We start from the raw sequence: 23,449 nt of genomic DNA, 5'->3' as shown, positions 1-23,449 counted from the left end.
CCATACCAAGGGTAATGGAGTGCAATTTAGCGATTGTTTAAAGGGTATTACTATGCATGAGCAAACTTCCAAACTTGAAAAAAGACGCTCATTACGGCTCGACATGGAAAAAGAACTCATTGGATTAGAGTGGCAATGCGAAGATGGCAAAATAATAAAACGCCAAGCAATGTGCATTGATGTTTCGAACGGTGGGTTAAAAGTGAATATAGACCGACCTATCATTACAAATCAACCCGTTAAGGTAACATTTCGCGACAAGTTAGGTGCGTCAAACCAATTTTATGCAAGGGTATTGCGAGAGAGCGAAGTTCACGATTGGTACGATGTGGCCATGGTATTTGTCGAACAAGGAGAGGATAAATGATTATTCTTGTTGGCGGTGAAAAAGGCGGTAGCGGTAAAAGCTGTCTTGCGCAAAATGTTGCTGTATACCTTACCCTACAAAATTATACCGTTTTGATTGTAGATTGTGACCCTCAGCGAACTTCGTCAGATTGGATCCAAGCTCGTAATACCAATCCTCAGTTGCCACTGATTAATTGCGTGCAACTGTACGGTAAAATACGTAATGATCTTCTTAGTCTTGAAAACCATTATGATTATGTTATCGTCGATTGTGGTGGGCAAGATAACTTAGCACTTCGCGCTGCGATGTCAGTAGCTGATCACACACTCATTCCACTCAGGCCAAAACGCAGGGATTTAAAAACAGTTCCCCATATGGAAGATATACTTACAACGTGCAAAATGGTTAACCCAAAACTTAACGCCGCGTTTGTTATTACTCAGTGCCCTTCGTTGCCTAATCAAGCCTCACGTATTTTAGAAGCGAAAGAAGTGTGTGCGTCATATGGTATACCAGTACTTAATTCAATAACCCACAGTCGAAATATATACGATGACAGCGAAGAAAACGGTAAATCTGTGATTGAAATTGATCCTGATGGTAAAGCTGCCCTTGAAATTAAAGCCATTGTTGATGAGTTATTAACGATGGAAGTGGTTCACGGCCATGAGTTTAATTGATTTAAAAAAAGGAAATGGCAACAACCGAAAGAAGAAAATTTCGGTTGATGAGTTTATTGAGCAAGCAAACCTGTATGCACAAGGTAAAGATGCAACCCTTGATAAATCACGACACATAAAAAAAGGGCGAAAGTACAAAAATGCTACTTTCACCCTTTCTCCTGATAACATTAAACAACTCGATACGCTGTCAAAGCAATCAGGGTTATCTAAATCTTATATTCTGCGCTTATTAATTGCAGAACTTGCCGAAGGTGATGATCTAACGATTGATTCACTGTTAGATCATATCAACGCCAAGTGATCTCGGTTTAGCTGTACTTGTTTTGTAAATACTTTAGAACCGCGCGTACACCAAATGCCTCGCCACCAACAGGTCGACCCGGTAACTTACGGATATTCCACGCCATTACATCAAAATGTACCCATGAAATATCTTGTTCAACAAATTCCTGTAAATAAAGTGCAGCGGTGATCGCACCACCAAATGGGCCTGACGCGCAGTTTGTCATATCTGCAACCGTGCTGTTTAACAAATCTTTATAGGCTTTATGTAGTGGTAAATGCCATACTGGATCTTGTACGTCGTCTGCAGCTAATTCTAGCCCCTCAACAAGTGATTTATCATCACTGAAAAAGCCCGGTAATTCTGCACCTAGCGCAATACGGCACGCACCAGTAAGCGTTGCAAAATCAATCAGCGTATCTGGCTTTTCTGTTACCGCCTCAGCGAGTGCGTCACATAACACTAAGCGCCCTTCTGCATCGGTATTGTCAATTTCAACGGTAATACCTTTACGTGTTTTAATAACATCACCAGGACGTAATGCATTATCCGACACTGCATTTTCAACCGCAGGGATCATTACACGTAAATTAATTGGTAAGTTAAACGCCATAATCATATGCGCTAAACCAAGTACGTGTGCAGCGCCACCCATGTCTTTTTTCATTAAACGCATGCCTGATGCCGGTTTTAAATCTAACCCGCCTGAATCGAAACACACGCCTTTACCCACTAAAGTTACTTTCGGCGCATTTTTATCACCCCAACGTAAATCAAGTAAGCGTGGTTTGTTTGCACTTGCTCGGCCTACAGCGTGGATTGTTGGGTAATTTTGCTCTAATAGTTCATCACCAACGATTTGAGAAAACTCGCCGTCAAATTCATCAGCCATATCAGACATTATTTCTGCAAGGTGTTGTGGCATCATGTCGCCTGCAGGCATGTTCACGAGATCGCGAACAATTGAAACACCTTTTACATACGTTGTAACTTCATCAAACAAGGCTTTATCAGCAATAGCGAGTTTTACGCTTACTGGTTTAGATTCTTTGTACGGTGTGAAGTCATACGCACCTAACGCAAAGCTGGTTGCTACTAACTTATTTGTGTTTGCATCATTATTGAGTAAATAGGTACCTGCTGGTAACTGCGAAGCGAGGTCGCCACATGACCAAAGTTCGTTAGTATCGTTACAAAAGAACACGGCTTCGCTTAATGTGCCACTTTCAAAATTTGGCACTAACAACACACCACGGCCTTCAAAGCTTAGTGATTTAAGCCAGTTCTTAGTTACGTCAGATTGTTTTTCTTGCCACGCGTCAAATTCTGCACTTGATTTAATGCTAAGCGGGATCCCTTCAGATTTATTAACAAGGGCTTGAGTCATAATTTGGCCTTTATAATTTGCACACTTTGGTTATAGCATAACAAACTATGGTTCGCGTTGTCTTACATTCACGATAGAATTTAATAGGACAGCGCCTGTTATTTCAGCGCAATATAGGCGATTTTAAAATTATTTATTATCAGTTTTGTTAAAAGCACTGGGCAATACTTCAACACCAACAAGTTTTCCGAGTTTTACAATTAATGGAATGGTAATAGGCGCAAAGGGTAAAATTGCAAAAATACCTAAACCAACGCCTTTAAGTACATCAAGAAACTGTTGATTTGCTTGCTTTAATTCTGCCTTATTTGCTTTGCCTTGGGTGTAATTTCGATAGGTGATCAGCATATCGATGGTTTCTTGCTTTTCTTGTGCAAGCGCATGCTTAACTTGCAACATCTGACGGCGCACTTTCAAGCGACTTCGTTGCTGTTTGATTTTAAGCACACGAACTGGTGCTTTATGGAAATATTTCATCGTACGCATAATTACATTTTCGCACAACATTCAGAAAAGGTATAAGCGAAATCTGTAAAAAGTTGTTTGTACTAAAAATAAGGAATAAGCAGAACTCAATTATAAAAAAGCAAGCACAATGTTTTAAACAGCTCGCCATTTTCAACCGCTATATTCCCTGTGTTTCATTTATTTAAATCGATTAAACCAATTTAATGTATCTAAGTAAGTTTCTTTTTTTGCAAATGGCGACGTCAGAATATTTATGTGGTCATAATCAATTGTGTGGTTGTAGCGTTTACCATACATATTAAGTACTTGCTCACCGTTTCCGCTCTCTTTGATAAACGCTTCTATATCAACTTGTTGTGCTAGCGCTTTGTCATTTACTGCGCCAATATGTAAAACAGGCGGAAGCGAAACGTGTTCAAGTGCTTTACCGTAATCGAATTGATCAAACGGACATACCCAAGGGTTTTTCTTTACCCATTCAACCCCTTCTTTATGTGACAAACGGGTTTCGTCATCTGACCCAAACTTAAAGCGTTTTGCAGGTAAATAACCATATCTTTTAATCAACAATGGGGAAACTAAGTACCATACTAAATTCGCTTGAATGTATTTTGATGGGTGACGGTTATATATGGTTCGTTTAGAGGCAAAATAAGCGCAAGCTTTTAAACCATCTAAGTAATTTGGGAATCGTGCCAATACAGAGTTAAGTAATACCCCACCCCATGAATGTGCACAAAAATAAGCAATAGCCTGTTTAGAATAGTCTTTAATGTACTCCAACATCGCTGGGATTTCTTCAACAATAGAATCCCTTTGCCCTGTGCTGCTATGTTTGGAGATTTTTGGTTCACTTAACCCGCGGCCACGCAAGTCTGCAACAAAACAATTAAAACCAGCGTCTGCTAAGAACGGCGCTAATCCTTTGTTTGATTGGGTATAAAAAATGCGACCATTTTCAACAGCACCATGCATAAAAAAGACAATAGGGCCGTTTTGGTCTTTATAAATTTGACGCAAATGGACTTTGTCACCATTTATTAAAGGAACGAAATGTGACGCTTGTGTAATCATAAGTATTGCCTTCAACCTGGTCGTACCAGAACGATAGTAAAAACAAATATGAATTAATACAAGCGTTCAAAGGCTGGCATGTTAAAATCAGCGTTATGTAACACTTTTGAATTGCCCCATAACGATGGAAAAAAAACATCACCCGCGAAATATTCACCTCAATGGTTATGATTTAGCAAAGCTTGCGAAACTTAGCTCTATACTTACACCTTACTTAATCAAAAATGAGTTTGGTAACACGACGATTGATTTTAGCGATTCAAAAGCGGTAAAGGCACTTAACCAGGCGCTTTTAGTTGTAGATTACCAGTTACTTGTATGGGATATTCCAGACACAAACTTATGCCCTGCCGTACCAGGACGCGCTGATTTAATTCACACGCTGGCAGATTTACTCGCCGAACAAAATAACGGCGATGTACCAACTGGAAAAAACACGCAGTTACTTGATATTGGTACGGGGGCATCACTTATCTACCCGATTTTAGCCAACAAGATTTATGGTTGGAAAGCGGTAGCGACCGATATCGATTTAAACTCCATTAAACAAGCTAAGAACTTAGCACAGTTTAATAAGTTGCCCGTAAAATTACGCCAGCAAAAATCAACTGACAACATATTCCATGGTGTAATTAACGCAAACGACTTTTTTGATATCACTTGCTGCAACCCACCATTTCATAGTTCGTTAGATAACGCTGAAAAAGCTAACCAACGAAAGTGGAAAAACCTCTCACACGAAAACAAAGGGTTTAATTTCTCAGGTCAAAAAGCTGAGTTGTGGTGTGAAGGCGGCGAAATCGAGTTTCTTACGAAAATGGTTAACGAAAGCGTTGACTATCAAGAGCAGGTAGGTTGGTTTACATCGCTTGTTTCAAAAAAAGAGAACTTGTCAAAGCTTAAATCGCAATTATCTCGCTTTGCTAATTCTGAGGTTAAAGTAATGCCATTAGCCCACGGCCAAAAAGTAATGCATGTATTGTGCTGGCGTTTTAACAACTCACCTACCTAACCGTATTGGGGTAAAACAAAAAAGGCTTGCGATACATTCACAAGCCTTTTGGTTTAATAAATTAAGATAATTGATGCTAATTCGGGATTGCTACTTGATTTTCAAGCCCTTCAAAATAGTGCTTTCTGCACACAGACACATATCGGTCGTTACCACCAATTTCAACCTGCTCACCTTGGGTGATCGGTACACCCTGTTCATTGGTACGAAGCACCATATTGGCTTTTCGCCCACAATGACACACGGTTTTTAATTCAATTAACTTATCTGCCCACGCCAGTAAATACTGAGCACCAACAAATAATTCGCCGAGAAAGTCGGTGCGTAATCCATAACACAATACTGGAATATTTAGCCTATCAACAACGATACACAGTTCTTCTACTTGTTTTTTAGTTAAAAACTGGGCCTCGTCAATAAGTACACAATCAACTTTTTTAACTGCATGCCGCGTAGCAATTTCGTCGGATAAATTAGATTCAGGCGAGAACAAAGATGCATCTGCGACTAAGCCGATACGCGAACTCACTTTCCCTTCACCATAGCGTGTATCAATTGCTGCGGTGTAAATTAATGGCTCCATTCCACGTTCTTTGTAGTTAAATGCCGATTGTAATAACGTGGTTGATTTACCTGCGTTCATTGCAGAGTAATAAAAGTACAGCTGAGCCATGAATTATCCAAGTGAGCAAAAACGCTAATGCTATCTGAACTAGCATTATTTCGCTAGTTCAAAATCATAAATGACTGCTTTTAAAAAGTGACTATTTAAAGCTTAATCGCTACCGAAGAGGTCCCGTGTATAGACTTTGTCAGCAACATCCTTCAAACATGGCTCCATTCTATTTGATACGATTACATCCGATATTCTTTTAAACTCTTCCAAGTCTTTAATGACACGTGAGTTAAAAAAGGATTCTTCTTGCATCACAGGTTCATACACCACCACTTCGATTCCTTTGGCTTTAATGCGTTTCATAATGCCTTGTACCGAAGACGCCCTGAAATTATCGGAACCGCTTTTCATAATCAAACGATGTATACCGACTACTTTTGGTTGCTTGTTAATAATTGAAAATGCGATGTGGTCTTTTCGTACAGTGTTAGATTCAACGATTGAATTAATCAGTGTATTTGGTACATCTTCAAAATTTGCGCGAAGCTGCTTGGTGTCCTTTGGTAAACAGTAACCGCCATAACCAAACGATGGGTTGTTATAATGGTTGCCTATTCGAGGGTCTAAACTTACGCCTTCAATAATTTCCCTCGTATCTAATCCGTGACTTTCAGCGTAAGTATCAAGTTCATTAAAATAAGACACACGCATTGCTAAGTAAGTGTTAGAGAACAGCTTAACTGCCTCTGCTTCTGTAGAACCCGTTAAGAGAATATCAATGTCCTCTTTAAACGCGCCCTGCGCCAATAATTCAGCGAATTTTTGTGCCCGTTCTGATTTTTCACCAACAATAATGCGTGACGGGTGTAAATTATCAAATAATGCTTTACCTTCACGTAAGAATTCAGGCGAAAATATAATATTGCTAGTACATAACTTTTGCTTAATGCGTTTAGTAAAACCAACCGGCACAGTTGACTTTATTACCATTATTGCTGAAGGATTAACTTTGTTAACTTCATGAATAACCGCCTCTACAGACGACGTATTAAATTTGTTTGTAACCTCATCATAATCCGTAGGTGTAGCGATAATAACGTAATCTGCATTTTCAAACGCCTTGTTACTGTCGCTTGTCGCAACTAAATCTAATTTTTCATTTGCAAGGAAATGCTCTATTTCAGGATCTGCAATGGGAGATTGCTTTTGATTGATCAGGTCAACTTTCGTATCGATAATATCATAAGCGATTACTGAGTTATGTTGTGCCAATAAAACCGCGTTTGATAGTCCAACGTAGCCAGTACCTGCGATCGTAATATTCATTGTTATCCTTTAATGCCCAATTAGGGTCGTTTCCACAGTAATAGAGATTGAAAAGTGTATTGCTCGTAAAATTTAATACCCTAATTTTAATTACCAAATGGCAATCACGCAAACACGTTTCGATTAAAATACAATAAGATAGTTAACGTATTATGTTGCCATACCGCTATATAAACAAAAAAGGCTTAGCACCCTTGCTAAGCCTTTTTTCAAAAACAAACCGAATTATTCAGCGCGGCTCATAAACTTTTGCTCAGAGGTGTTAATTTTTACTTTATCACCGGCTGAAATATGCTCTGGCACTTGAATGATTAAACCTGTTGTCATTGTTGCAGGTTTTGTACGAGCACTTGCTGAAGCACCTTTTATAGAAGGAGATGTATCTTCAATTACCAGCTCTACACTTGACGGTAAATCAATTGATACCGGGCTACCTTCAACCACTACGACCAATAAACCTTTGGTATTTTCATCGATAAACAAAAGTTGTTCTGCAATTGACTCTTTGTTTAAGTTGTATGGCGTGTAATCTTCTTCATCCATAAACACGTATTCGTCACCATCAACGTACGAAAATACCGCTGGGCGACGATTTAAATCAGCGAAGTTTAACATTTCATCTGCTTTAAATGTTTCATCAACTTTACCGCCATTTACAACATCGTACATACGCATACGGTATAAACTGCCGCCTGCACGCCCCTGAGGAACTGAACGTTCAATGTCACGTACAATCATCACTCGACCGTTGTAATCAATGGCTGCATGCTTTTTAATTTCACTTGCTTTAGGCATTTCTAATTCTCATTGTGTCAATTTATGCAGACCCTACAAAAATATGGTCTGTTAGTAAATACATAATGATGAAAATCAAACTTGTATTTTTTGTTAACTTGATTTTTAATTATTTGCCCCAACGTATCTAAAGCACAATAATAAAGTTGTTAGAGGACACTATGCAGTTAGTTTCGTTAGATGCCAACGACTCACATGTAATTAGTCTATTTGCTGAAATAGACCGCCTTATGAATTCACTCTACCCAATTGCAAGTGACCAATCTTTAGATTTATCTGAATTAAACCAACCCAATGTACACGCGATTGGTTTGTTAACAGACGAAGGTATTATCGCCTGCGGTGCGATTGTAAAGAAGTTTGAATCAAGCCTGTATGGCGAAATTAAGCGTGTTTATGTTAAACCAACGCACCGTGGTAAAGGCTTATCTCGTCGCATTATGCAAAACTTAATGTACTGGGCCGGCCAAGCGCAGATCCCATTACTACGTTTGGAAACGGGTAGTAAACAAACAGAATCAATCAACCTATATGAGAGCCTTGGTTTTGAGCGTTGCGAATGTTTCGGTCGTTATCGTGATAACCCGCTCAGTGTTTTTATGGAATTACCGTTATCAACGGCGAGCTAACTACAAGTTGATTATTGGCCACAGACACAATAAGAAAACACTCAGAATATGGAAGATATTTAACAGGACGTTTTTATGAAAGCTATTTCGTTTTTATTATTAACCACATCGCTGTTGTGTCCGTTCGTCTCTGACGCAAGCGCAAGCCCTCTTTGGAGACCCGCTAACAGAGACTTTAAGCAACAATATGATTGGCTTAAAACCACCTCAGGCGAGTGGATAAAAGGCGACTTAATTACCTTATATGACGAAGACATCGAGTTTGATTCAGATGAATTCGGCATACAAACAATCGATATCGATGATGTTGCTGAGCTTTATACCAAAGGCAATCAAAGTATTCGTTTGAACGATGGCACGGTGTTAACTGGCAAGCTTGTAATTCAAGACAAACAGCTAACGCTAACCAATGGTCAGAAAAAGCAACAAATTGCAGTAAATAATCTTTTATCAATCGCTTCTGCAGATGGTAATGAGCTTGATTATTGGGACGGCGAGATTAACTTTGGCACTAATTTTCGCCGAGGTAATTCTGAACAATCTGACTACACATTAAGCGGTGAAGCCCAAAGACGTACCGCTACAACGCGTTTATCTGGCGAGTTTGTTAGTAATTTTAGCGAAAGAGTAAGTCAAGATACCGGTAAAAAAGAACAGACCACCAACGACCAAAGACTCTCAAGTAGTTTCGATTGGTTCTTCTCTCCCAAAACCTTTATTCGCGTCGCCGATTATGAATATTTCGCTGATGAACTTGGCAACATAGACAATCGTCATACATTAGGTTTCGGTGTAGGTTATGAGGTACTTGATATTGGTAATTTTGTTTGGGAAATCAGTGCAGGCCCCAGCTATCAATCAACTAATTACATTACAGTTGAAGCTGGTGAAGACGATACAGAAACATCTGGTGTATTAAACTTAGGTACCGCCGTTCAGTGGGATATAACCAAAGACATTGAGTTTGACGCCGACTACCAAGTAAAAGTTGTAAGTGAAGAGGCTGGTGAATATATTCATCGCCTTAAAGCTGGCTTTGAGGTAGACCTAATTGGCGACTTTGATTTAGACCTCACATTCTATTTAGACCGTATCGAAAACCCTAAACCGACCGACACATCAACCCCAGATAAAAATGACTATCGATTTGTTGTTAGCCTAGGGTACGAGTTTTAGTCAGCGCTTAACAAATTGATACATTAAGCTTTACTTAGTAAATGGGGTTAAGCCGTGCTTTGTTTTACACTAGTTGCCCCAAAAAAGTGTTAGGAAAATCATGAAAAAAGTTTTGATAACAGGTGCAACAGGCCTACTTGGTAGAGCACTGATGCGTATTTTTAACGAAAACGGCTTTGATGTAATCGGCGCAGGATTTAGTCGCGCACAAAGCCCAATCGTTAAGTTAGATTTAACGCAGCATATGACGGTAACGCAATTTCTTGATGACACTAAACCCGATATTATTATTCACGCGGCAGCTGAGCGAAAACCAGATGTATGCGAAAATAACCACGCTCATACCAAAGCCCTCAACCTTTCAGTAACTGAGCATCTATCTAAAGAAGCTACTCGTATTAACGCACAATTCTTTTTTATCAGTACTGACTACGTATTTGACGGAAAAGCGCCGCCATACAGTGAAAGTGATACGTTAAACCCGCTTAATTTTTATGGTGAAACAAAAGCGCAAGGGGAACAAATAGTTTTAAGCACATCCAAAGCACATAGCGTTATTCGTGTGCCTGTGCTTTATGGTCAAGTTGAAACCTTGAGCGAGTCGGCAATTACGGTTATTGCACAGCAAGTTAAACAACAATCAAATAGTTCGCATGACAATTGGGCTATTCGTTATCCCACCCATGTTGACGACATCGCCTTAACGCTTGTTGACTTATGCCAAGTAACCAACACAGATAACGGTGGCATATTCCACGTTTCAGATAATCAAGCATATACCAAGTATCAAATAGCGCGTATTGCAGCAAAACAACTTGAAATCGATGAAACAACACTTTCGCCAATAAACGAACCAAGTCAAGCTGCAAGCAGACCACATAACTGTGCCCTGCAAGATAGTCGACTAAAACAACTCAATATCTGTCATGGCCGATCATTTGAACAGGCCTTTATTGCGTGTATACAACCCTTAGTAACTCATTGACCAAATGGGTGTTTAATCGAAAGCTTAGTGAGCTCGCGTCGAATTGGGGCGAGCTGTGTTGCATAGATTACTAGCGCGTGTAAGCCAACTTCTAAACGTGAAAATAGGGTTTTTTGCCTATTGCAAAGCGTGTTATCTTTTTCAGCAAAACTCATAATAAAATCATCTACATTATTAATAATCACGTGAAAAGGTAACCAAACCAAGTGTGAATTTTTAGCACTATAGCCTTTTAATAAACTAACTGGATTATGCCCACCGCCTGACGTTGATATTCCAATGGCTAACGCAGGCTTATGACCGAGTGGAAAGCCAGATGCAGAGCCATAAGCACTGAGCAGTAAAAAATTATGTAGCACCGGCGGCAACATACCGCCCCACTCCGGTGCTACAATCACAATGCCATCACTTGAATATAATTTTTCAAGAAGTAGCGCTTTTTGCTTATTAAGTACTGCATCATTATGCGTTTCGTAATGATGTAATAGTGCCGTCATTTCGCTTAAATCAACTAAATCAAATTCAATATCTAATCGTGCAAAGTGTTCGCTTATCTTGGTTGCTAACTGCAAACTATTTGAATTAGGTCGACCGCTTCCACTAACAATCACAATTTTCATATTAACTCCAACACCAAAAGTGGATACAATATACACATAGAGTTGGGATTTATAAATGATAACTTGTTAAAATGCAGCTGTTTAAGTTTATTATTTCGCCTATTTTCGTTATGCCATTATCTTACCGCCTGCAATCCATCGCCAATAAAATCAAAAATCCATATCACCATATTTGGGATACATGTTGTGATCACGGCTACTTAGGCATGGCTTTACTCTCAAGTAACCCATCTAGCACCATACACTTTGTTGATATTTCTACGCACATTATGAAAGGCGTGGAAAATGGGCTAAGTACGCAGGCTGACTCTCAGCAGTTGCATAATAAAAATTGGCAGTGCCATACAATAAGTGTTAACGATCTTCCCCTTGATCAATACCAAGGCCGTCACCTCATCATTATTGCGGGCGTGGGCGGTGATTTAGCGGCAGAATTTATTCAACAATTAACGGCGCGCTTTAGTGATTTAGTGCTCGAGTTTATCATTTGCCCAGTGCATCATACTTTTACACTTCGTCAGCAATTAATTGCATTAAACTACAGATTGATAGATGAATCGCTTATTTCAGAAAATAAACGGTTTTACGAAATTCTGCACGTAACACGCAATAAAAACCAAGGTGTTGCCATACCCCCTATTGGCGACAAACTATGGCATAGAACTAAACAATGCGAAAAATCGCAGTATCTCAATCGCTTAATCACACACTATCAAAAGGTAAGCCGAAATAGTTCAGACGCACTGAGCGCATTATATGCGTACCAAGCATTAGCAAATAAACTTAAATGCAATTAATCGATTAAATTAGCGCGTACGTATATCAACCCGTTTACCTGTTAAGTACAATGCAGGTAAATTTATTCCTTAGGTTTCACATGGCTAAGAAAATTCAATACACATATAACCAGCAGCAAAAGTTAATTAACTTCGCACAAGACAAATATAATTCAATGTTTGAGGCAATCGCCGCGGCAGAAGGATTCGATATTGCGGAGTATTCCAAAATGGAGCATCAAGTAACGTTGTACGCAAAAGACAAAGCCGCAATTCGTAACTTTAGAGATGAATACTTTAGAAAGCTGGGTGTCACTAACATCACATTTATTAAAGAGTAATTATGAATACACTCATCGTTTGCGCCATTATTGCCGCGTTACTTCCCTATTTAGCAAAGGCACCTGTCGCAATTGCAATGAACAAGCTCGATGGCTATGACAACCGTCATCCGCGCGCACAACAAAGTAAGCTTACGGGGTTTGGTGCTCGCGCATTAGCCGCACATCAAAACAGCTTTGAGTCATTGCTTATTTTTACTATTGCATTGGTAGTTGTTTTTGCCTCAAACACCATCACAAGCACCACTGAAACGCTGGCAATTATTTATTTGATAGCGCGAGTTTTATACTGTGTGTGTTACTACGTAAATTGGCATGTGTTACGTTCAAGCGTATGGCTTGTTGGCCTAATTTGCCCAATTGCAATGATGATAGTGAGTATTCAACCAAGCTAACAAAGTGAGATAAAGTAGGCTCAGATTTTTGAGTAGTTTTATCGGCTAACGCGATATCAGATTGAAAATTTCCCACACTGATATCGCGTAATGTCGCGTAACTAAGCGAATGCTAATTGCGATTATTCACCCAGTTTTACACCGGCATCGTCCAACAATTTTAAGAATGCTGGTAACACTTGTAAGTTTTCAAACGCAACTTCGTTTACTAGCTCGTTCTTTAAATTCGGCGATAGCTTAAGCGCCATATGCAAATCATCCATTGAATCACTTAAACGATTTTCTTGTGCATAGGCACACGCACGCTGCCAATAGGCATAACCGTAATCTTCTTCTTCTTCAATTGCTTGATTACAAAGAGCAATCGCTTTAACAGTTTTACCCTGCTCTAATAATGCGTCAGCTTTGTAGGTAATCGCTTCTACATCATCAGGTTTACGCTTTAAAATTTCATCGTAAATTTCAATTTTCGAATTAACATCGCTTTCTAATGCTGCACGCATCCATAGCGAATGTACTTCGTTGGTAATGGTAATTTTCCGGTGGTTATTAATAATCTCTTCTGAGCGCTCTTTTAATTCACTTTCGAGCACACCTAAACGGCTTTCATACTCATCGGTAATACTTTTAACCCGTTCATTAACAATGCTTTCTACTTTATTTTTTACGTCGCGCAGCGAGTTCCAACCAACTAAAATCAAAATTGTCGCGGTTGCAGTAATAATAAACATCACGTTGTTTATAGTGTCATTGGTATAATCAAGCGCTCTGTCTGCTGCACTTAATTCCGTATGGGTAATTTGTTTTGTTGTGTCTTCACGCAGCTTTTGCTGGTCTTGTCGTAACGATTTCAGCTCGTCTAATACGTAGCGCTCTAAAAGCGGACGGTACAGCGGTTCGTTGAGTTCTTTTATTGCCTTTTCTTGCTGTTGCTCTGTCATTGGTTTTGATTCATTTGCAAACGCCCCAAAGCACAAAGTTGTAAAAATGAACAGTAAGATAAATTTTAATTTCATTAAGTTAGCCTTATTAATTTGAGCCACTAATATATAACAATTCAGTTATAAGCTACACCCATGTTTTATAACTTTCATTGTGTTTTCAATACTAATTACCTGTTTGTTTTGCTACAGTTTTGCCAATTTACATCACCAAGGTTTAGGAACCCATATGACCATTCAACGCATGCAAACAAAACAGCGCATGAGCCGCATCGTAATTCACAATAAAACAGTCTATTTATGTGGTCAGGTATGTGCAGATGCCACTAAAGATATTAAAGAACAAACGCAAACCATGCTCGATAAAGTTGATGAATTACTTATTGAGTCAGGTAGCAGTCGCGAACATATGTTAAGCGCAACTGTGTATATTAAAGACATGCAATATTTCAAAGAAATGAACGAAGTATGGGATGCATGGGTACCAGAAGGTCATGCACCTGCAAGAGCGTGCGTTGAAGCTGCAATGGCGCGCCCTGAGTTATTAGTGGAAGTATCTGTTATCGCGGCGCAAAAAGACTAATTTTAATAAATTCCACTTTTGAATAACCACAGCCACAAGTTAGTGGTTATTCATTTTTATTACGCACTATATCGCTTTGTATACGTTTCCAACTTCAATACCGCATTGATGGGGCTTGGTATTTTTAAAAACGACGGGTAACGTTTGCCCACATGGTTTTTGGTTATAGTGTGGTGGTAAATTTGGCCCGCATGTTTGCACATCAAAATGCAAATGTGGCCCACCAGATTGCCCAGTGTTACCACTTTTTGCAATAATCTGACCTTGTTTTACCTGCTCACCTTCTTCTACCAAAGCGCCTAAATGAGTTAGGTGAAAATAACGCGCAACAGTGCCATCAGCATGCTTAATAAAGACAAAGTTCTCAGCTAAATCTTTCCCGTTCCAATCTTCAAATTGCTCGCGAACGGCTACAACCTCACCCGCTCTAGCTGCAACAATTGTTGTACCTATAGGCATATTAAAATCAACTGCATACAATCCTACGCCTCCATTACTTGCTCGGTAATGGCCGGTCGCAACTTCCACTTTATAGGATTCCCCTTTTTGAAATGGCAAGATGTATTTTGATTTTGCTTGTTCGTCAAATACCGAACAGTCTACGGCTTGTTCTGCACATGCCGACAAAGATAAGGTTAAAAAAATTGCGTGTACTAATTTGTTCATTGTAATTCTCCCTTTTGACTTTATTTGTCGCAGCACACCATCAAAAAGGTTTAAACGTAATTTTCTTTTTAACTCAAATAACTAATCAAGTACGCTTTTCGTCAATATTCCTTTATCTATCAGTTTTTGCAGCAGTGCTTTCGTTCGTTTTCTGCACTCATCTCGCACTAATCGCACAGCAGGGGTGATTGATTGTCTACTTGGGCAAATAAGCCACAACTCGGTACTTTTATGGGGGAATTTAGGCATTAATGTCACTGCTCTGCCCTCAATGAGGTCGTCGGCAATATCTATTGCTGATTTAACGGCAAGGCCTTTGCCTTTTAAACACCATCGTCTCACCAAATCTCCGTCGTTAGCCGCACGTCGACCTTTCATTTTTACTTTTATTACCTTGTCGTTATCTAAAAACTCCCAAGTGTCGTTGATGCGATCTTGTAGCTGATAAAAAAGCCCTTCATGCGCTTGTAAATCAGACGGTTTAATTGGTTCGCCATTTTGGCTTAAATATTCGGGCGTTGCACACAGTAGCTTTGGGATATTACAAATTTTAAAACCATATAAGTTTGTATCGTTTGGCTTGCCATAACGAAGCGCCAAATCAACTGAGTCACGATAAAAATCGATATTGCTGTCACTAATATGACTGCGCAAACGTAAATTTGGGTAACTATCAAGTAGCTCATCGAGCCAAGGTATTACAATGTTTCGCCCTAAATCGGACGATAAAGCAACGCGTAATTCGCCCTCAATGTCTGTATTATCAGCTTTAATATTTTGCTTTGCGATAGAGAGTAAATTTATTGCTTCTTTGCATTGTGGTAAAAAGCGCTCACCGGCGTTTGACAGCCTCAAATGACGGGTAGTACGAACAAACAGTTCGACACCAAGCTCAGCCTCAACACGTTTTAACGCTGCACTGGCTGTTGCTGCCTGCATATCAAGGGATACTGCCGCAGCAGAAATACTGTTAAGTTCAGCAATTTTTAAAATGAGTTTTAAATCGGCTATTAACATATTAACTAATATTTTTTGATAATGATTCAAACATTACCGTGTTTTTATTTAAATAATCAAGTTTTACAATTGGCTCAAGTTTAACAGCACCTTGTTTGTTAGGAGCAATCAATGACACACCCAATTATTACCGACCTAAATCGTCGTTATACAAGCAAACGCTACAATGCGAGTAAAAAAATTTCACAATTAGACTTAGATATTATTTTAGAAGCTATTCGCTTATCTCCATCGTCAATTAACTCACAACCTTGGAAAATTATTGTGATTAGTTCTGATGAAGCGAAACAACGCATGCATCAAACATTTGTTAACAAGTTCCAGTTTAATCAGCCTCACATCAAGGCAGCATCTCATACGTTACTATTCGCTTATAACCCTAAATATGCCCGCAGCGATTATGAAAAGGTGATTGATACTGATATAAAAAATGGCCGTACATTAGCTAAAAATAAAGAACAAGCGTTCGGTGCGTTCGCATTTGTTGATTTAAATACGGATGAACATGGTAACAACGCACATTGGACTAAGGCGCAAACTTACATTGCACTGGGCAATACAATGCACACAGTAGCGCGTTTAGGTATTGATTCAACACCAATGGAAGGCGTTGATAAAGAGATGATCAGCGAATTATTTGCCGATGAATTAAACGGTTACGTTTGTGAAGTTGCGCTTGCGATTGGTTACCATGAAGAAAGCGAAGATTACAACGCCACTTTACCAAAATCACGTTTAGCACAAGACCAAGTAATTACGATTTTGTAATCGAATAATCTTCGTAACGTTATCAATAAAAGCGCACGTTAATAAAACTGCGCTTTTTAAACTGAAAGTTCTAGCGGTAGACCATGTTATGGTCCGTTACGTATACTCCAGTTAATTGATGATACATCTAAATACACCACAATTGTGCTAAACCCTATATGCTTGCGTTTGCACACTTAAACGTATCTTCCATTTTCTCGGTGTTAAACGTGAGCCATGATGCAAAAGTAAAAACGTAAAAGCGTTTTATTCCGCTGGTTCACATAATTCAGGGCCTAAATTCCGCGGCGCTGAAATCACCGAACGGGCATGCGCTGTTTTTCGGGCTCGCGTATTAAGTACAAGCATATATACAAACCTTAAAGGCATCTCCTTTTTTACATTTTCAGGCAGAGTTCGATAGGCACAATAAATGGCCACTTTACTAATACTATTCTTCACTGCTTTAGCCGGTGGCTGAATCATATTTATAATAGATATCATGTGGTTATATGTATCTAAATTAACCCCTTTTAACATATTCAAACCCTGATAAGTTATATGTTCTAAATCGTCTCTGGTGCCGTTATTATTCGTGTCTATGCCTTCAACCGTGACTATTGCCAGCTCTCTGTCAGGTTTAGGCGGTAAGGTGACAACTTTGGCTAAATAGCCGGCGTTCTTAATGGCCTTTCTAAGTGCTAACCCCGCTTCTTCTGGGGTCATTGGTACAACAGTAATAATTAATGAATCCGTGTTAGTCGCCCCCTCATTATCCGTTACGGTAAGTTGTAAGGTGATTTGCTGCTCGGTAATGCCTTTTGGAGCACGAAATGAAATATCTGGACGATTTGGGTTTTCAATAGACACCGTTTTACCTGATGTTTGCGTCCATTGGTAACTTACTATCGAGCCATCACTATCAGAACCGCTACCGCTAAGCGTTATGGTTGAGAGCTCTTTTACAGTTTGGTCTGGACCTGCATCAACATACGGTAATTTACTATTTGATTCAGTATGTAACGGTTCCCCTTTATCATGTGAAGTAACGCCACATGCTGATAAGAACACAAGCGTCAGAGCTACTGCAAAATATTTTCTAATGTTTGGGGAAATACCAACCTTGCTTGATTTGCAAAACATATTCACTTCCTTTTGCTTTGAGCAGCTTTAAGGGTACGCCCGCCCTAGCATTACTTTCCTAAATAGCTAACGGTATAAGTGTGAACTTTGAAATTACGGTACGTATTTCTATATTTAAACGCGTACTTATCGACTAACAAAATCACTTAACTTTATGTCTCATATTAAAAAATTTAAAACTTCGTATTTGCAATTATGAGTATAAACACTTAAGCGTACTATTATGACGTTCATCTGAATATGCCCCATATGGCGTACAAGAATTGTTTGGCGCTGAATTCAATTATAAGAAAGCAATTAAAACAGATAGACGCTATTTTCCACCAGTTTTTATTCTTTGAACTATTGTCAATTCATTGGCTAGGTAACCTTGCCTGTTGTTACCCCCAAACCGGATAAATAAAGTAAAAGGTATAATGTGAGCTGCGTATTGGGTTGTGCGTATTTAGTTAGTATTCACAGCGATGAAGTAAACGAAGTTATATACAGCACTTTGTCAGAGCAACGCTAAATAACGTGCGACTTAAAACAACTTAATAGTTGACGACACATCAAAACGTTATCGTTCTAACTGTATTTGTAAGAGTTGTGATCTTGTTATCTCAATAAGCATAGGAATTATATAATAAAATTGTTACATCCATTAACAATGAGGTGGTTGGAGGTTTGACCAGACCTAAATTTGTCATATATGGTAGCTATGATAATAAAAAAAACAAAAGGTCACCTTATGAGTCACAACTTCTCACGCCGAAATTTTTTAAAAGCCTCTATGTATGGTCTTGGCGCCGCGACAATTGCGATGTCACTTACTGGTTGTAACAGCGACGACGATAACAAGCTTGCTGAAAACGATTTTGCCATTAATTTTAATCATGGTGTTGCTAGTGGCGACCCACTTAGTGATGCAATAATCCTTTGGACACGCGTTACCCCTAGTGGTTCGCCGCAAGGGGTAAATTTAACACTTCAAATTGCTGATGACGAAAATTTTGACATTAACCGAGTGCAACAAAGCGTTGTTGCATTGGCATCAAACGACTACACGGTAAAAATTGACTTTGCAGGCCTTAACGCAGGTAGCAAGTACTATTATCGTTTTGTCACCGAAAATGAAGTATCACCAACAGGTCAATTCAAAACCCTACCACAAGGTTCGGTTGATTCAGTTAAATTTGCTGTAATGTCATGTGCCAACTACCCTGCAGGTTATTTCCACGCCTACGCAGAAGCAGCCAAGTTAACGGATATTGATGCAGTATTACACCTTGGCGACTACATTTACGAATACGGTATGGGCGGCTATGCCACAGAAAATGCACAAGCGCTTGGCCGTGAACTAGCTGACGATAATGCGGGCGAAATTATCACCCTAGAAGACTACCGCAAACGTTACGCACTTTATCGCAGTGATGCATCATTACAACAGCTTCATGCCAATAGCCCATTTATTGCGGTATGGGATGATCATGAAGTTGCCAACGATTCATTTAAAAACGGTGCAGAGAACCATAACGATGGCGAAGGTGATTTTACAGCACGTAAGCTTGCCGCATTACAAGCCTACTTTGAATGGATGCCAATTCGCCCGTACGTAAAGGGGCAAACAGAAAGTTTGTATCGCCAATTTGAATATGGTGATCTGGTATCGCTTTATATGCTAGATACCCGCCATGAAAGTCGCGCAAAACCGTTAGATTATGCAAACTACATTGATCCAGTAACCGGTCAAATTGATAGTAACCGCTTTATCTTAGATTTAATCGAGCCAACGCAAAAACTAATTGGTACTGACCAATTAATTTGGCTACAAGATGGCATGATTAACTCAAACGCAACATGGCAAGTGCTTGGCCAGCAAGTATTAATGAATCGTATGCATATTCCAGCAGAGTTACTTGCTGAACTGGCTAACCCGAGTGCACAAACAGCTCAAACACTAACAGAACTTGCGCAAATTAAAGGTCGATTACTGGCAAGCGATCCAACCCTAACGGAAATGGAAAAAGCCCGCGTTACCACTTTGGCGCCATACAATCTTGATGCATGGGATGGCTACCCAGTTGAGCGCGAGTTAATTTTACAAACGGCCAATGAATTTAATAAGAACTTAATTGCGCTTGCAGGCGATACTCACAACGCATGGGGTGGACAGCTAAAAGATGGGAAAGGTAATGTGTGTGGCTATGAGTTTGCAACAAGCTCTGTAAGCTCGCCAGGACTTGAATACTACCTACAACTACCGGAACAAATGGCATTACAATTTGCGGAAGCGCTTAAATTGTTAGTAGACGACCTAGAGTATGCCAATATCCATCAGCGTGGTTTTATGACAGTAACATTTACCACTGAAAAAGCGCATAGCGAATGGCATTTACTATCAAGCGTACATCAAAGTGACTATCAAATGAGTTCACAAATGACTGAAGTACTCGCTAAATAGTTAGTGATTAAGTTCATTGATAAATTCATTATTTAATGTTGTCAGGCGATTAAGTTGTTGTAACAATGCAGCTTTATCGCCTTTTTCAACGTTGCGACACAATAGATTGTGTAACTCCAACTGTAACCCTTCAAAGCGTGAGATAATTAATGACAGCTCGTCATTTTGCTCAACATTCACAGTATCGACTTGATTGTTATCACCTAATAACATGGTTAATTCTTCACGGCTTAATTGCATATTCATCTTAGTTTTCCTAAAACGCTTTGTATTTAAACACTTTCAAAAGAAAAATTAACAGGTCAAAAGTTAACCTTAAATGAACTTACTTATTGCAATTGCGATTTAGGTGTAAAAGGCGTAATTAGCGAAGCTATTTGAGATTTTGAAATTACCGGAAAGTCTTCGCGTGTTTGATAACGACGGTAAAGCGACGTAAAAATACCTGAGCGAGATAATCTATCAAGCGATTGCAAAAACTGTTTGGCTTGCTGTTCACTTGCATATTGCTCGTTTTCACGACAGCACGTTTGATATTGCTTGATTAGTGACACTAAATCGGGTTTATCTTGCGCTTTCAATTGAGATTCAGCTTCGATAAAAAACGCAACACCGGTCCAATAGACCCGCTGATACGCATTACGTTGCCACATGTTATCACTTACGTTATTTAATTGGCCTTTATTTTGTTTAGTATTAAGTTTACCGCGCTGTAATCCCGCACTAATGCGGTGGATAAATTCATCATGACTGATCAGTTGATTGTGCAACATAACGCGATTTTGTAAGTAAGTCGCCAATCCCTCAGCTAGCCAAAAATCTTTGTAATCAAAGAGCGGATGATAAAGGTGAGAGAGTTCATGATACAAGGTCCAATCTTGTTTTAAGCTTGTAAGCGATGCATAACGATAAAAGTGAAGCTCTACGGAATCAAAAACACCTCTATTAATACGCGCCCAAGGTACGGGTTCAGTGGCAAAATAACGAGGATTTAAATCAAAGTAGTAATGCGCTTGTTGCGGTGAACCCAACACACGCTTATTCGCATTAATGCCAAAATTTAACCACGCTTTTACCTTTGTTTGGTGAGAGACTGAAAGTGATGACAAATTTTTATACGTCACTTGTGTATCTGAGTTATGCAGCGTGACAGTTTCTGCGCCGTATGCACTAAAGGCAAAAATGAAAAAAACCGCTTTGTATAAGTTTATGGTTCGCTTAAATTTACTGTTTTCTGCTCTCATCAACATTAATCTTGGCCTGAATAAAGTCAGCGTGGGTAACATACATTAGACCGGCGATTTTACGAATAACATGATCTTCTTGCCCATCAACTTGACCATCAGCAAATGCCACTTGCCACAACAGCTCTATAATCTCAATGCGTTCAATATCGCTAGTATGTTCGTTCACTACGTTAACAAATGAGTATAGATCAATGGCTTGTTCAACTAATTGCTTTGCTTTTGTTAATAAGCGTCTTGCAGCATCCAGTTCTAACTCACAATAATGAATCAATGTATTTTGAATATTCTCTAACTCTTCAGTGAGCACTTTGCCGTCTGCACGCATCACCTCTACAAGTAAAGCCGCCAAGCCCGTTTCAAAGTCAATGGCAGCGCACTCTACCGAGGAATCGTTAAATTTAGATAGTAGAGATTTTAAATGGGCTATCACTGTACATACTCCTAAACCAGTTTTATCAAACGATATTACAAACACTAAAACACGTTATGTGTTTTGACACTTAATATTGAAAAAAGTTATCCCATAAATTATCTAATTGTTTTTTGGCATCTTTGAGAGGCAATGCGGTATACCCGTCTTTTTGTTCTGAAACGAGTTTAAAACGTTCTAATTTTGCTAACGCATCGCTAATTTCAAAATCTAAGCTACATTGGTAATTGTGTTCAAACCAGCTTTCGATTGCGCTGTCTAATTCGTCTGCGCTTTGTGGTTTGCCAGCGTTAAGTAAAAAGCTATATGCGATAATCGCTTCTTTACAGTCCTCTTCTTCAGCCGCATCCACTAAGGTATGAAACACGCCTGCGTTGTTGTCTAAGTTTTTAAAATAAAGGTTATCTGATAACGCTTTCATAAACTTAATTTTTCGGTTTTTAAATTTAGTCCATTCCTTAAAAATAAAGCTGCCAAATACCGCTAAACCAAGCCCAAGACTGATTAAATGTTGCTGACTAAACTCCACGCCTTCACTTCGTAATCCTAACCAATACGATAACAGCGCAACCAGCAAAATAATTGACGCGCCTAATTTTGTCACCAAAACAACGGCGCCACCAACAGCTGCTGATGCACTTATGATCACTTTATCTATTGGCCTCATGCGCACTTCGCTGTTAGGAAACAACATTTCTAAATCAGCTTTTGGTACGTTTTGAAAGAGCTTAATAATGGTTGAACCAGGCTCAAATCCCAATGGCGTTTTTTTAGCGTGTTGAAAGTATGCCTCGTCTTTAAAACGGATAAACACCGCAACTCGTTCATAATTGCTAAAGCGAATAGCTTGTTTCTTAAGCCCCCACCAAGTGCGTAATGTTTCGTCTTTTTGAGAGGCACCGCGGCGATAAAAAACCACTTCAGCAAAATCATCAAACGCTACCTCAAGTCTTACTTTAAAAAGTGATTCTTCGCTTAGCACGTCTTTTAAATCTTGGTCGGTGATCCGCTCAAAATTCGCCGCGTTAAGAATATCGCTAAAGGCCTGTGCGAAACGTTTTTTGGCACGCGAGTTTATCGTTTTCAGATAATGGCGCTAAAGAACGCGTATCAGCGTTCGGGTCAAACGGCGCATAATTATCTTTCAATAATTCTAATCGTTTATGGTATTCAAAATGAATAATGCTAGAAAAGAGTTCTGCAAACTCGTTAAATGATGCGTGTTCTTCAGTTGGTAACAGTGTTTGACACATGCTCACAACATCAGACTTACGAAACGGTATATAACGCTCTAATGACATGGTTTTAGATAGCTAG

27 protein-coding genes and 1 pseudogene are annotated in these 23,449 nt (G+C 39.3%); 13 read left to right on the top strand and 15 right to left on the bottom strand.

Features of this window, described 5'->3' with window-relative positions; translation table 11 throughout:
• Positions 1-52: 52 nt before the first annotated feature.
• Genes ACXAFE_RS15285 through ACXAFE_RS15275 form a run of 3 tightly spaced genes read left to right on the top strand, consistent with a single transcriptional unit; the run spans position 53 to position 1,333 of the window.
• On the top strand, positions 53-367 hold the full coding sequence (locus tag ACXAFE_RS15285; protein WP_475154170.1) for a PilZ domain-containing protein: 315 nt from the start codon (positions 53-55) through the stop codon (positions 365-367).
• Positions 364-1,029: an AAA family ATPase gene (locus ACXAFE_RS15280; protein WP_475154167.1), complete on the top strand. Its 666-nt coding sequence runs from the start codon at positions 364-366 to the stop codon at positions 1,027-1,029. The genes ACXAFE_RS15285 and ACXAFE_RS15280 overlap by 4 nt, the downstream gene beginning before the upstream one ends.
• On the top strand, positions 1,016-1,333 hold the full coding sequence (locus ACXAFE_RS15275) for a ribbon-helix-helix domain-containing protein (RefSeq protein WP_054978785.1): 318 nt from the start codon (positions 1,016-1,018) through the stop codon (positions 1,331-1,333). Before ACXAFE_RS15280 ends, ACXAFE_RS15275 begins: the two co-directional genes overlap by 14 nt.
• 7 nt (positions 1,334-1,340) lie before the next feature.
• Here ACXAFE_RS15275 and ACXAFE_RS15270 read toward each other — a convergent pair whose 3' ends face one another.
• The 3 genes from ACXAFE_RS15270 to ACXAFE_RS15260 all read right to left on the bottom strand — a co-directional run bounded on the left by ACXAFE_RS15270 (position 1,341) and on the right by ACXAFE_RS15260 (position 4,244).
• Positions 1,341-2,702, bottom strand: coding sequence for a leucyl aminopeptidase family protein (locus tag ACXAFE_RS15270; protein WP_475154163.1), 1,362 nt, complete (start codon positions 2,700-2,702; stop codon positions 1,341-1,343).
• Between the two features lie 129 nt (positions 2,703-2,831).
• Positions 2,832-3,188, bottom strand: a complete 357-nt coding sequence (locus ACXAFE_RS15265; RefSeq protein WP_054978783.1) for a hypothetical protein — start codon at positions 3,186-3,188, stop codon at positions 2,832-2,834.
• Between the two features lie 159 nt (positions 3,189-3,347).
• Entirely contained in the window at positions 3,348-4,244 is an 897-nt protein-coding gene (locus tag ACXAFE_RS15260) for an alpha/beta fold hydrolase (protein ID WP_475154158.1), read from the bottom strand.
• Between the two features lie 124 nt (positions 4,245-4,368).
• Between ACXAFE_RS15260 and rlmF the strand changes: the two genes are divergently transcribed.
• Positions 4,369-5,256 carry a 23S rRNA (adenine(1618)-N(6))-methyltransferase RlmF gene (gene rlmF, locus ACXAFE_RS15255; protein ID WP_475154153.1) on the top strand — a complete coding sequence of 296 codons (888 nt, stop codon included), beginning with the start codon at positions 4,369-4,371 and terminating at the stop codon, positions 5,254-5,256.
• A 76-nt stretch (positions 5,257-5,332) separates the two neighbouring features.
• Here rlmF and ACXAFE_RS15250 read toward each other — a convergent pair whose 3' ends face one another.
• The 3 genes from ACXAFE_RS15250 to efpL form a co-directional block, all read right to left on the bottom strand.
• Positions 5,333-5,929, bottom strand: coding sequence for a thymidine kinase (locus ACXAFE_RS15250; RefSeq protein ID WP_475154149.1), 597 nt, complete (start codon positions 5,927-5,929; stop codon positions 5,333-5,335).
• Positions 5,930-6,031: 102 nt separating this feature from the next.
• Entirely contained in the window at positions 6,032-7,198 is a 1,167-nt protein-coding gene (locus ACXAFE_RS15245; RefSeq protein WP_475154147.1) for a nucleotide sugar dehydrogenase, read from the bottom strand.
• Positions 7,199-7,423: 225 nt separating this feature from the next.
• Complete coding sequence (efpL, locus tag ACXAFE_RS15240; RefSeq protein ID WP_475154141.1) at positions 7,424-7,993, bottom strand: elongation factor P-like protein EfpL; 570 nt, start codon at positions 7,991-7,993, stop codon at positions 7,424-7,426.
• 161 nt (positions 7,994-8,154) lie between these two features.
• Between efpL and ACXAFE_RS15235 the strand changes: the two genes are divergently transcribed.
• From ACXAFE_RS15235 to ACXAFE_RS15225, 3 genes are all read left to right on the top strand, one after another.
• A complete protein-coding gene (locus tag ACXAFE_RS15235) occupies positions 8,155-8,622 on the top strand; it encodes a GNAT family N-acetyltransferase (protein ID WP_475154136.1) in 468 nt (155 codons plus the stop codon).
• 75 nt (positions 8,623-8,697) lie between these two features.
• Entirely contained in the window at positions 8,698-9,798 is a 1,101-nt protein-coding gene (locus ACXAFE_RS15230) for a DUF481 domain-containing protein (RefSeq protein WP_475154132.1), read from the top strand.
• Between the two features lie 100 nt (positions 9,799-9,898).
• A complete protein-coding gene (locus tag ACXAFE_RS15225; protein ID WP_475154128.1) occupies positions 9,899-10,783 on the top strand; it encodes a dTDP-4-dehydrorhamnose reductase family protein in 885 nt (294 codons plus the stop codon).
• Here the strand turns inward: ACXAFE_RS15225 and ACXAFE_RS15220 are convergent.
• Positions 10,777-11,403, bottom strand: a complete 627-nt coding sequence (locus tag ACXAFE_RS15220) for an NAD(P)H-dependent oxidoreductase (RefSeq protein ID WP_475154124.1) — start codon at positions 11,401-11,403, stop codon at positions 10,777-10,779. The two genes, ACXAFE_RS15225 and ACXAFE_RS15220, sit on opposite strands and share 7 nt — an antisense overlap.
• 71 nt (positions 11,404-11,474) lie before the next feature.
• Between ACXAFE_RS15220 and ACXAFE_RS15215 the strand changes: the two genes are divergently transcribed.
• From ACXAFE_RS15215 to ACXAFE_RS15205, 3 genes are all read left to right on the top strand, one after another.
• On the top strand, positions 11,475-12,200 hold the full coding sequence (locus ACXAFE_RS15215) for a tRNA (adenine(22)-N(1))-methyltransferase (RefSeq protein ID WP_475154121.1): 726 nt from the start codon (positions 11,475-11,477) through the stop codon (positions 12,198-12,200).
• 80 nt (positions 12,201-12,280) lie between these two features.
• Positions 12,281-12,520, top strand: a complete 240-nt coding sequence (locus ACXAFE_RS15210; protein ID WP_054978849.1) for a DUF2960 family protein — start codon at positions 12,281-12,283, stop codon at positions 12,518-12,520.
• Between the two features lie 2 nt (positions 12,521-12,522).
• Positions 12,523-12,915 (top strand): MAPEG family protein, encoded by a 393-nt coding sequence (locus tag ACXAFE_RS15205; RefSeq protein ID WP_475154117.1) that lies wholly within the window; start codon positions 12,523-12,525, stop codon positions 12,913-12,915.
• A gap of 122 nt (positions 12,916-13,037) precedes the next feature.
• Here the strand turns inward: ACXAFE_RS15205 and ACXAFE_RS15200 are convergent, their stop codons facing one another.
• The gene (locus ACXAFE_RS15200; RefSeq protein ID WP_475154112.1) at positions 13,038-13,931 is read right to left on the bottom strand and encodes a tetratricopeptide repeat protein; all 894 of its coding nucleotides are present in this window, start codon (positions 13,929-13,931) and stop codon (positions 13,038-13,040) included.
• A 154-nt stretch (positions 13,932-14,085) separates the two neighbouring features.
• Between ACXAFE_RS15200 and ACXAFE_RS15195 the strand changes: the two genes are divergently transcribed.
• Positions 14,086-14,439, top strand: a complete 354-nt coding sequence (locus ACXAFE_RS15195; RefSeq protein WP_054978771.1) for a RidA family protein — start codon at positions 14,086-14,088, stop codon at positions 14,437-14,439.
• Positions 14,440-14,505: 66 nt separating this feature from the next.
• On the opposite strand, the gene ACXAFE_RS15190 is transcribed toward ACXAFE_RS15195, so the two are convergent.
• Positions 14,506-15,105 carry a M23 family metallopeptidase gene (locus ACXAFE_RS15190; RefSeq protein WP_475154109.1) on the bottom strand — a complete coding sequence of 200 codons (600 nt, stop codon included), beginning with the start codon at positions 15,103-15,105 and terminating at the stop codon, positions 14,506-14,508.
• 81 nt (positions 15,106-15,186) lie between these two features.
• Positions 15,187-16,122, bottom strand: coding sequence for a LysR family transcriptional regulator (locus ACXAFE_RS15185; RefSeq protein ID WP_475154106.1), 936 nt, complete (start codon positions 16,120-16,122; stop codon positions 15,187-15,189).
• A 111-nt stretch (positions 16,123-16,233) separates the two neighbouring features.
• Here ACXAFE_RS15185 and ACXAFE_RS15180 point away from each other — a divergent pair, with 111 nt between their 5' ends.
• Entirely contained in the window at positions 16,234-16,890 is a 657-nt protein-coding gene (locus tag ACXAFE_RS15180; protein ID WP_475154103.1) for a nitroreductase family protein, read from the top strand.
• A gap of 246 nt (positions 16,891-17,136) precedes the next feature.
• Here ACXAFE_RS15180 and ACXAFE_RS15175 read toward each other — a convergent pair whose 3' ends face one another.
• Positions 17,137-18,012, bottom strand: a complete 876-nt coding sequence (locus ACXAFE_RS15175) for a PKD domain-containing protein (RefSeq protein ID WP_475154101.1) — start codon at positions 18,010-18,012, stop codon at positions 17,137-17,139.
• A gap of 730 nt (positions 18,013-18,742) precedes the next feature.
• On the opposite strand from ACXAFE_RS15175, the gene ACXAFE_RS15170 reads away from it, so the two are divergent.
• Positions 18,743-20,455 (top strand): alkaline phosphatase D family protein, encoded by a 1,713-nt coding sequence (locus tag ACXAFE_RS15170; RefSeq protein ID WP_475154098.1) that lies wholly within the window; start codon positions 18,743-18,745, stop codon positions 20,453-20,455.
• On the opposite strand, the gene ACXAFE_RS15165 is transcribed toward ACXAFE_RS15170, so the two are convergent.
• The 4 genes and pseudogenes from ACXAFE_RS15165 to ACXAFE_RS15150 form a co-directional block, all read right to left on the bottom strand.
• A complete protein-coding gene (locus ACXAFE_RS15165) occupies positions 20,456-20,701 on the bottom strand; it encodes a hypothetical protein (RefSeq protein ID WP_475154096.1) in 246 nt (81 codons plus the stop codon).
• 83 nt (positions 20,702-20,784) lie between these two features.
• Positions 20,785-21,705 carry a M61 family metallopeptidase gene (locus tag ACXAFE_RS15160; RefSeq protein ID WP_475154092.1) on the bottom strand — a complete coding sequence of 307 codons (921 nt, stop codon included), beginning with the start codon at positions 21,703-21,705 and terminating at the stop codon, positions 20,785-20,787.
• Positions 21,680-22,132, bottom strand: coding sequence for a tellurite resistance TerB family protein (locus ACXAFE_RS15155; RefSeq protein ID WP_475154090.1), 453 nt, complete (start codon positions 22,130-22,132; stop codon positions 21,680-21,682). Before ACXAFE_RS15155 ends, ACXAFE_RS15160 begins: the two co-directional genes overlap by 26 nt.
• Positions 22,133-22,202: 70 nt before the next feature.
• Positions 22,203-23,433, bottom strand: a pseudogene (locus tag ACXAFE_RS15150) (TMEM143 family protein).
• Between the last annotated feature and the right edge of the window lie 16 nt (positions 23,434-23,449).

This window comes from Pseudoalteromonas sp. ABV4_021 (genome assembly GCF_056159365.1).
This window is presented reverse-complemented; position numbering and strand designations above follow the sequence as displayed.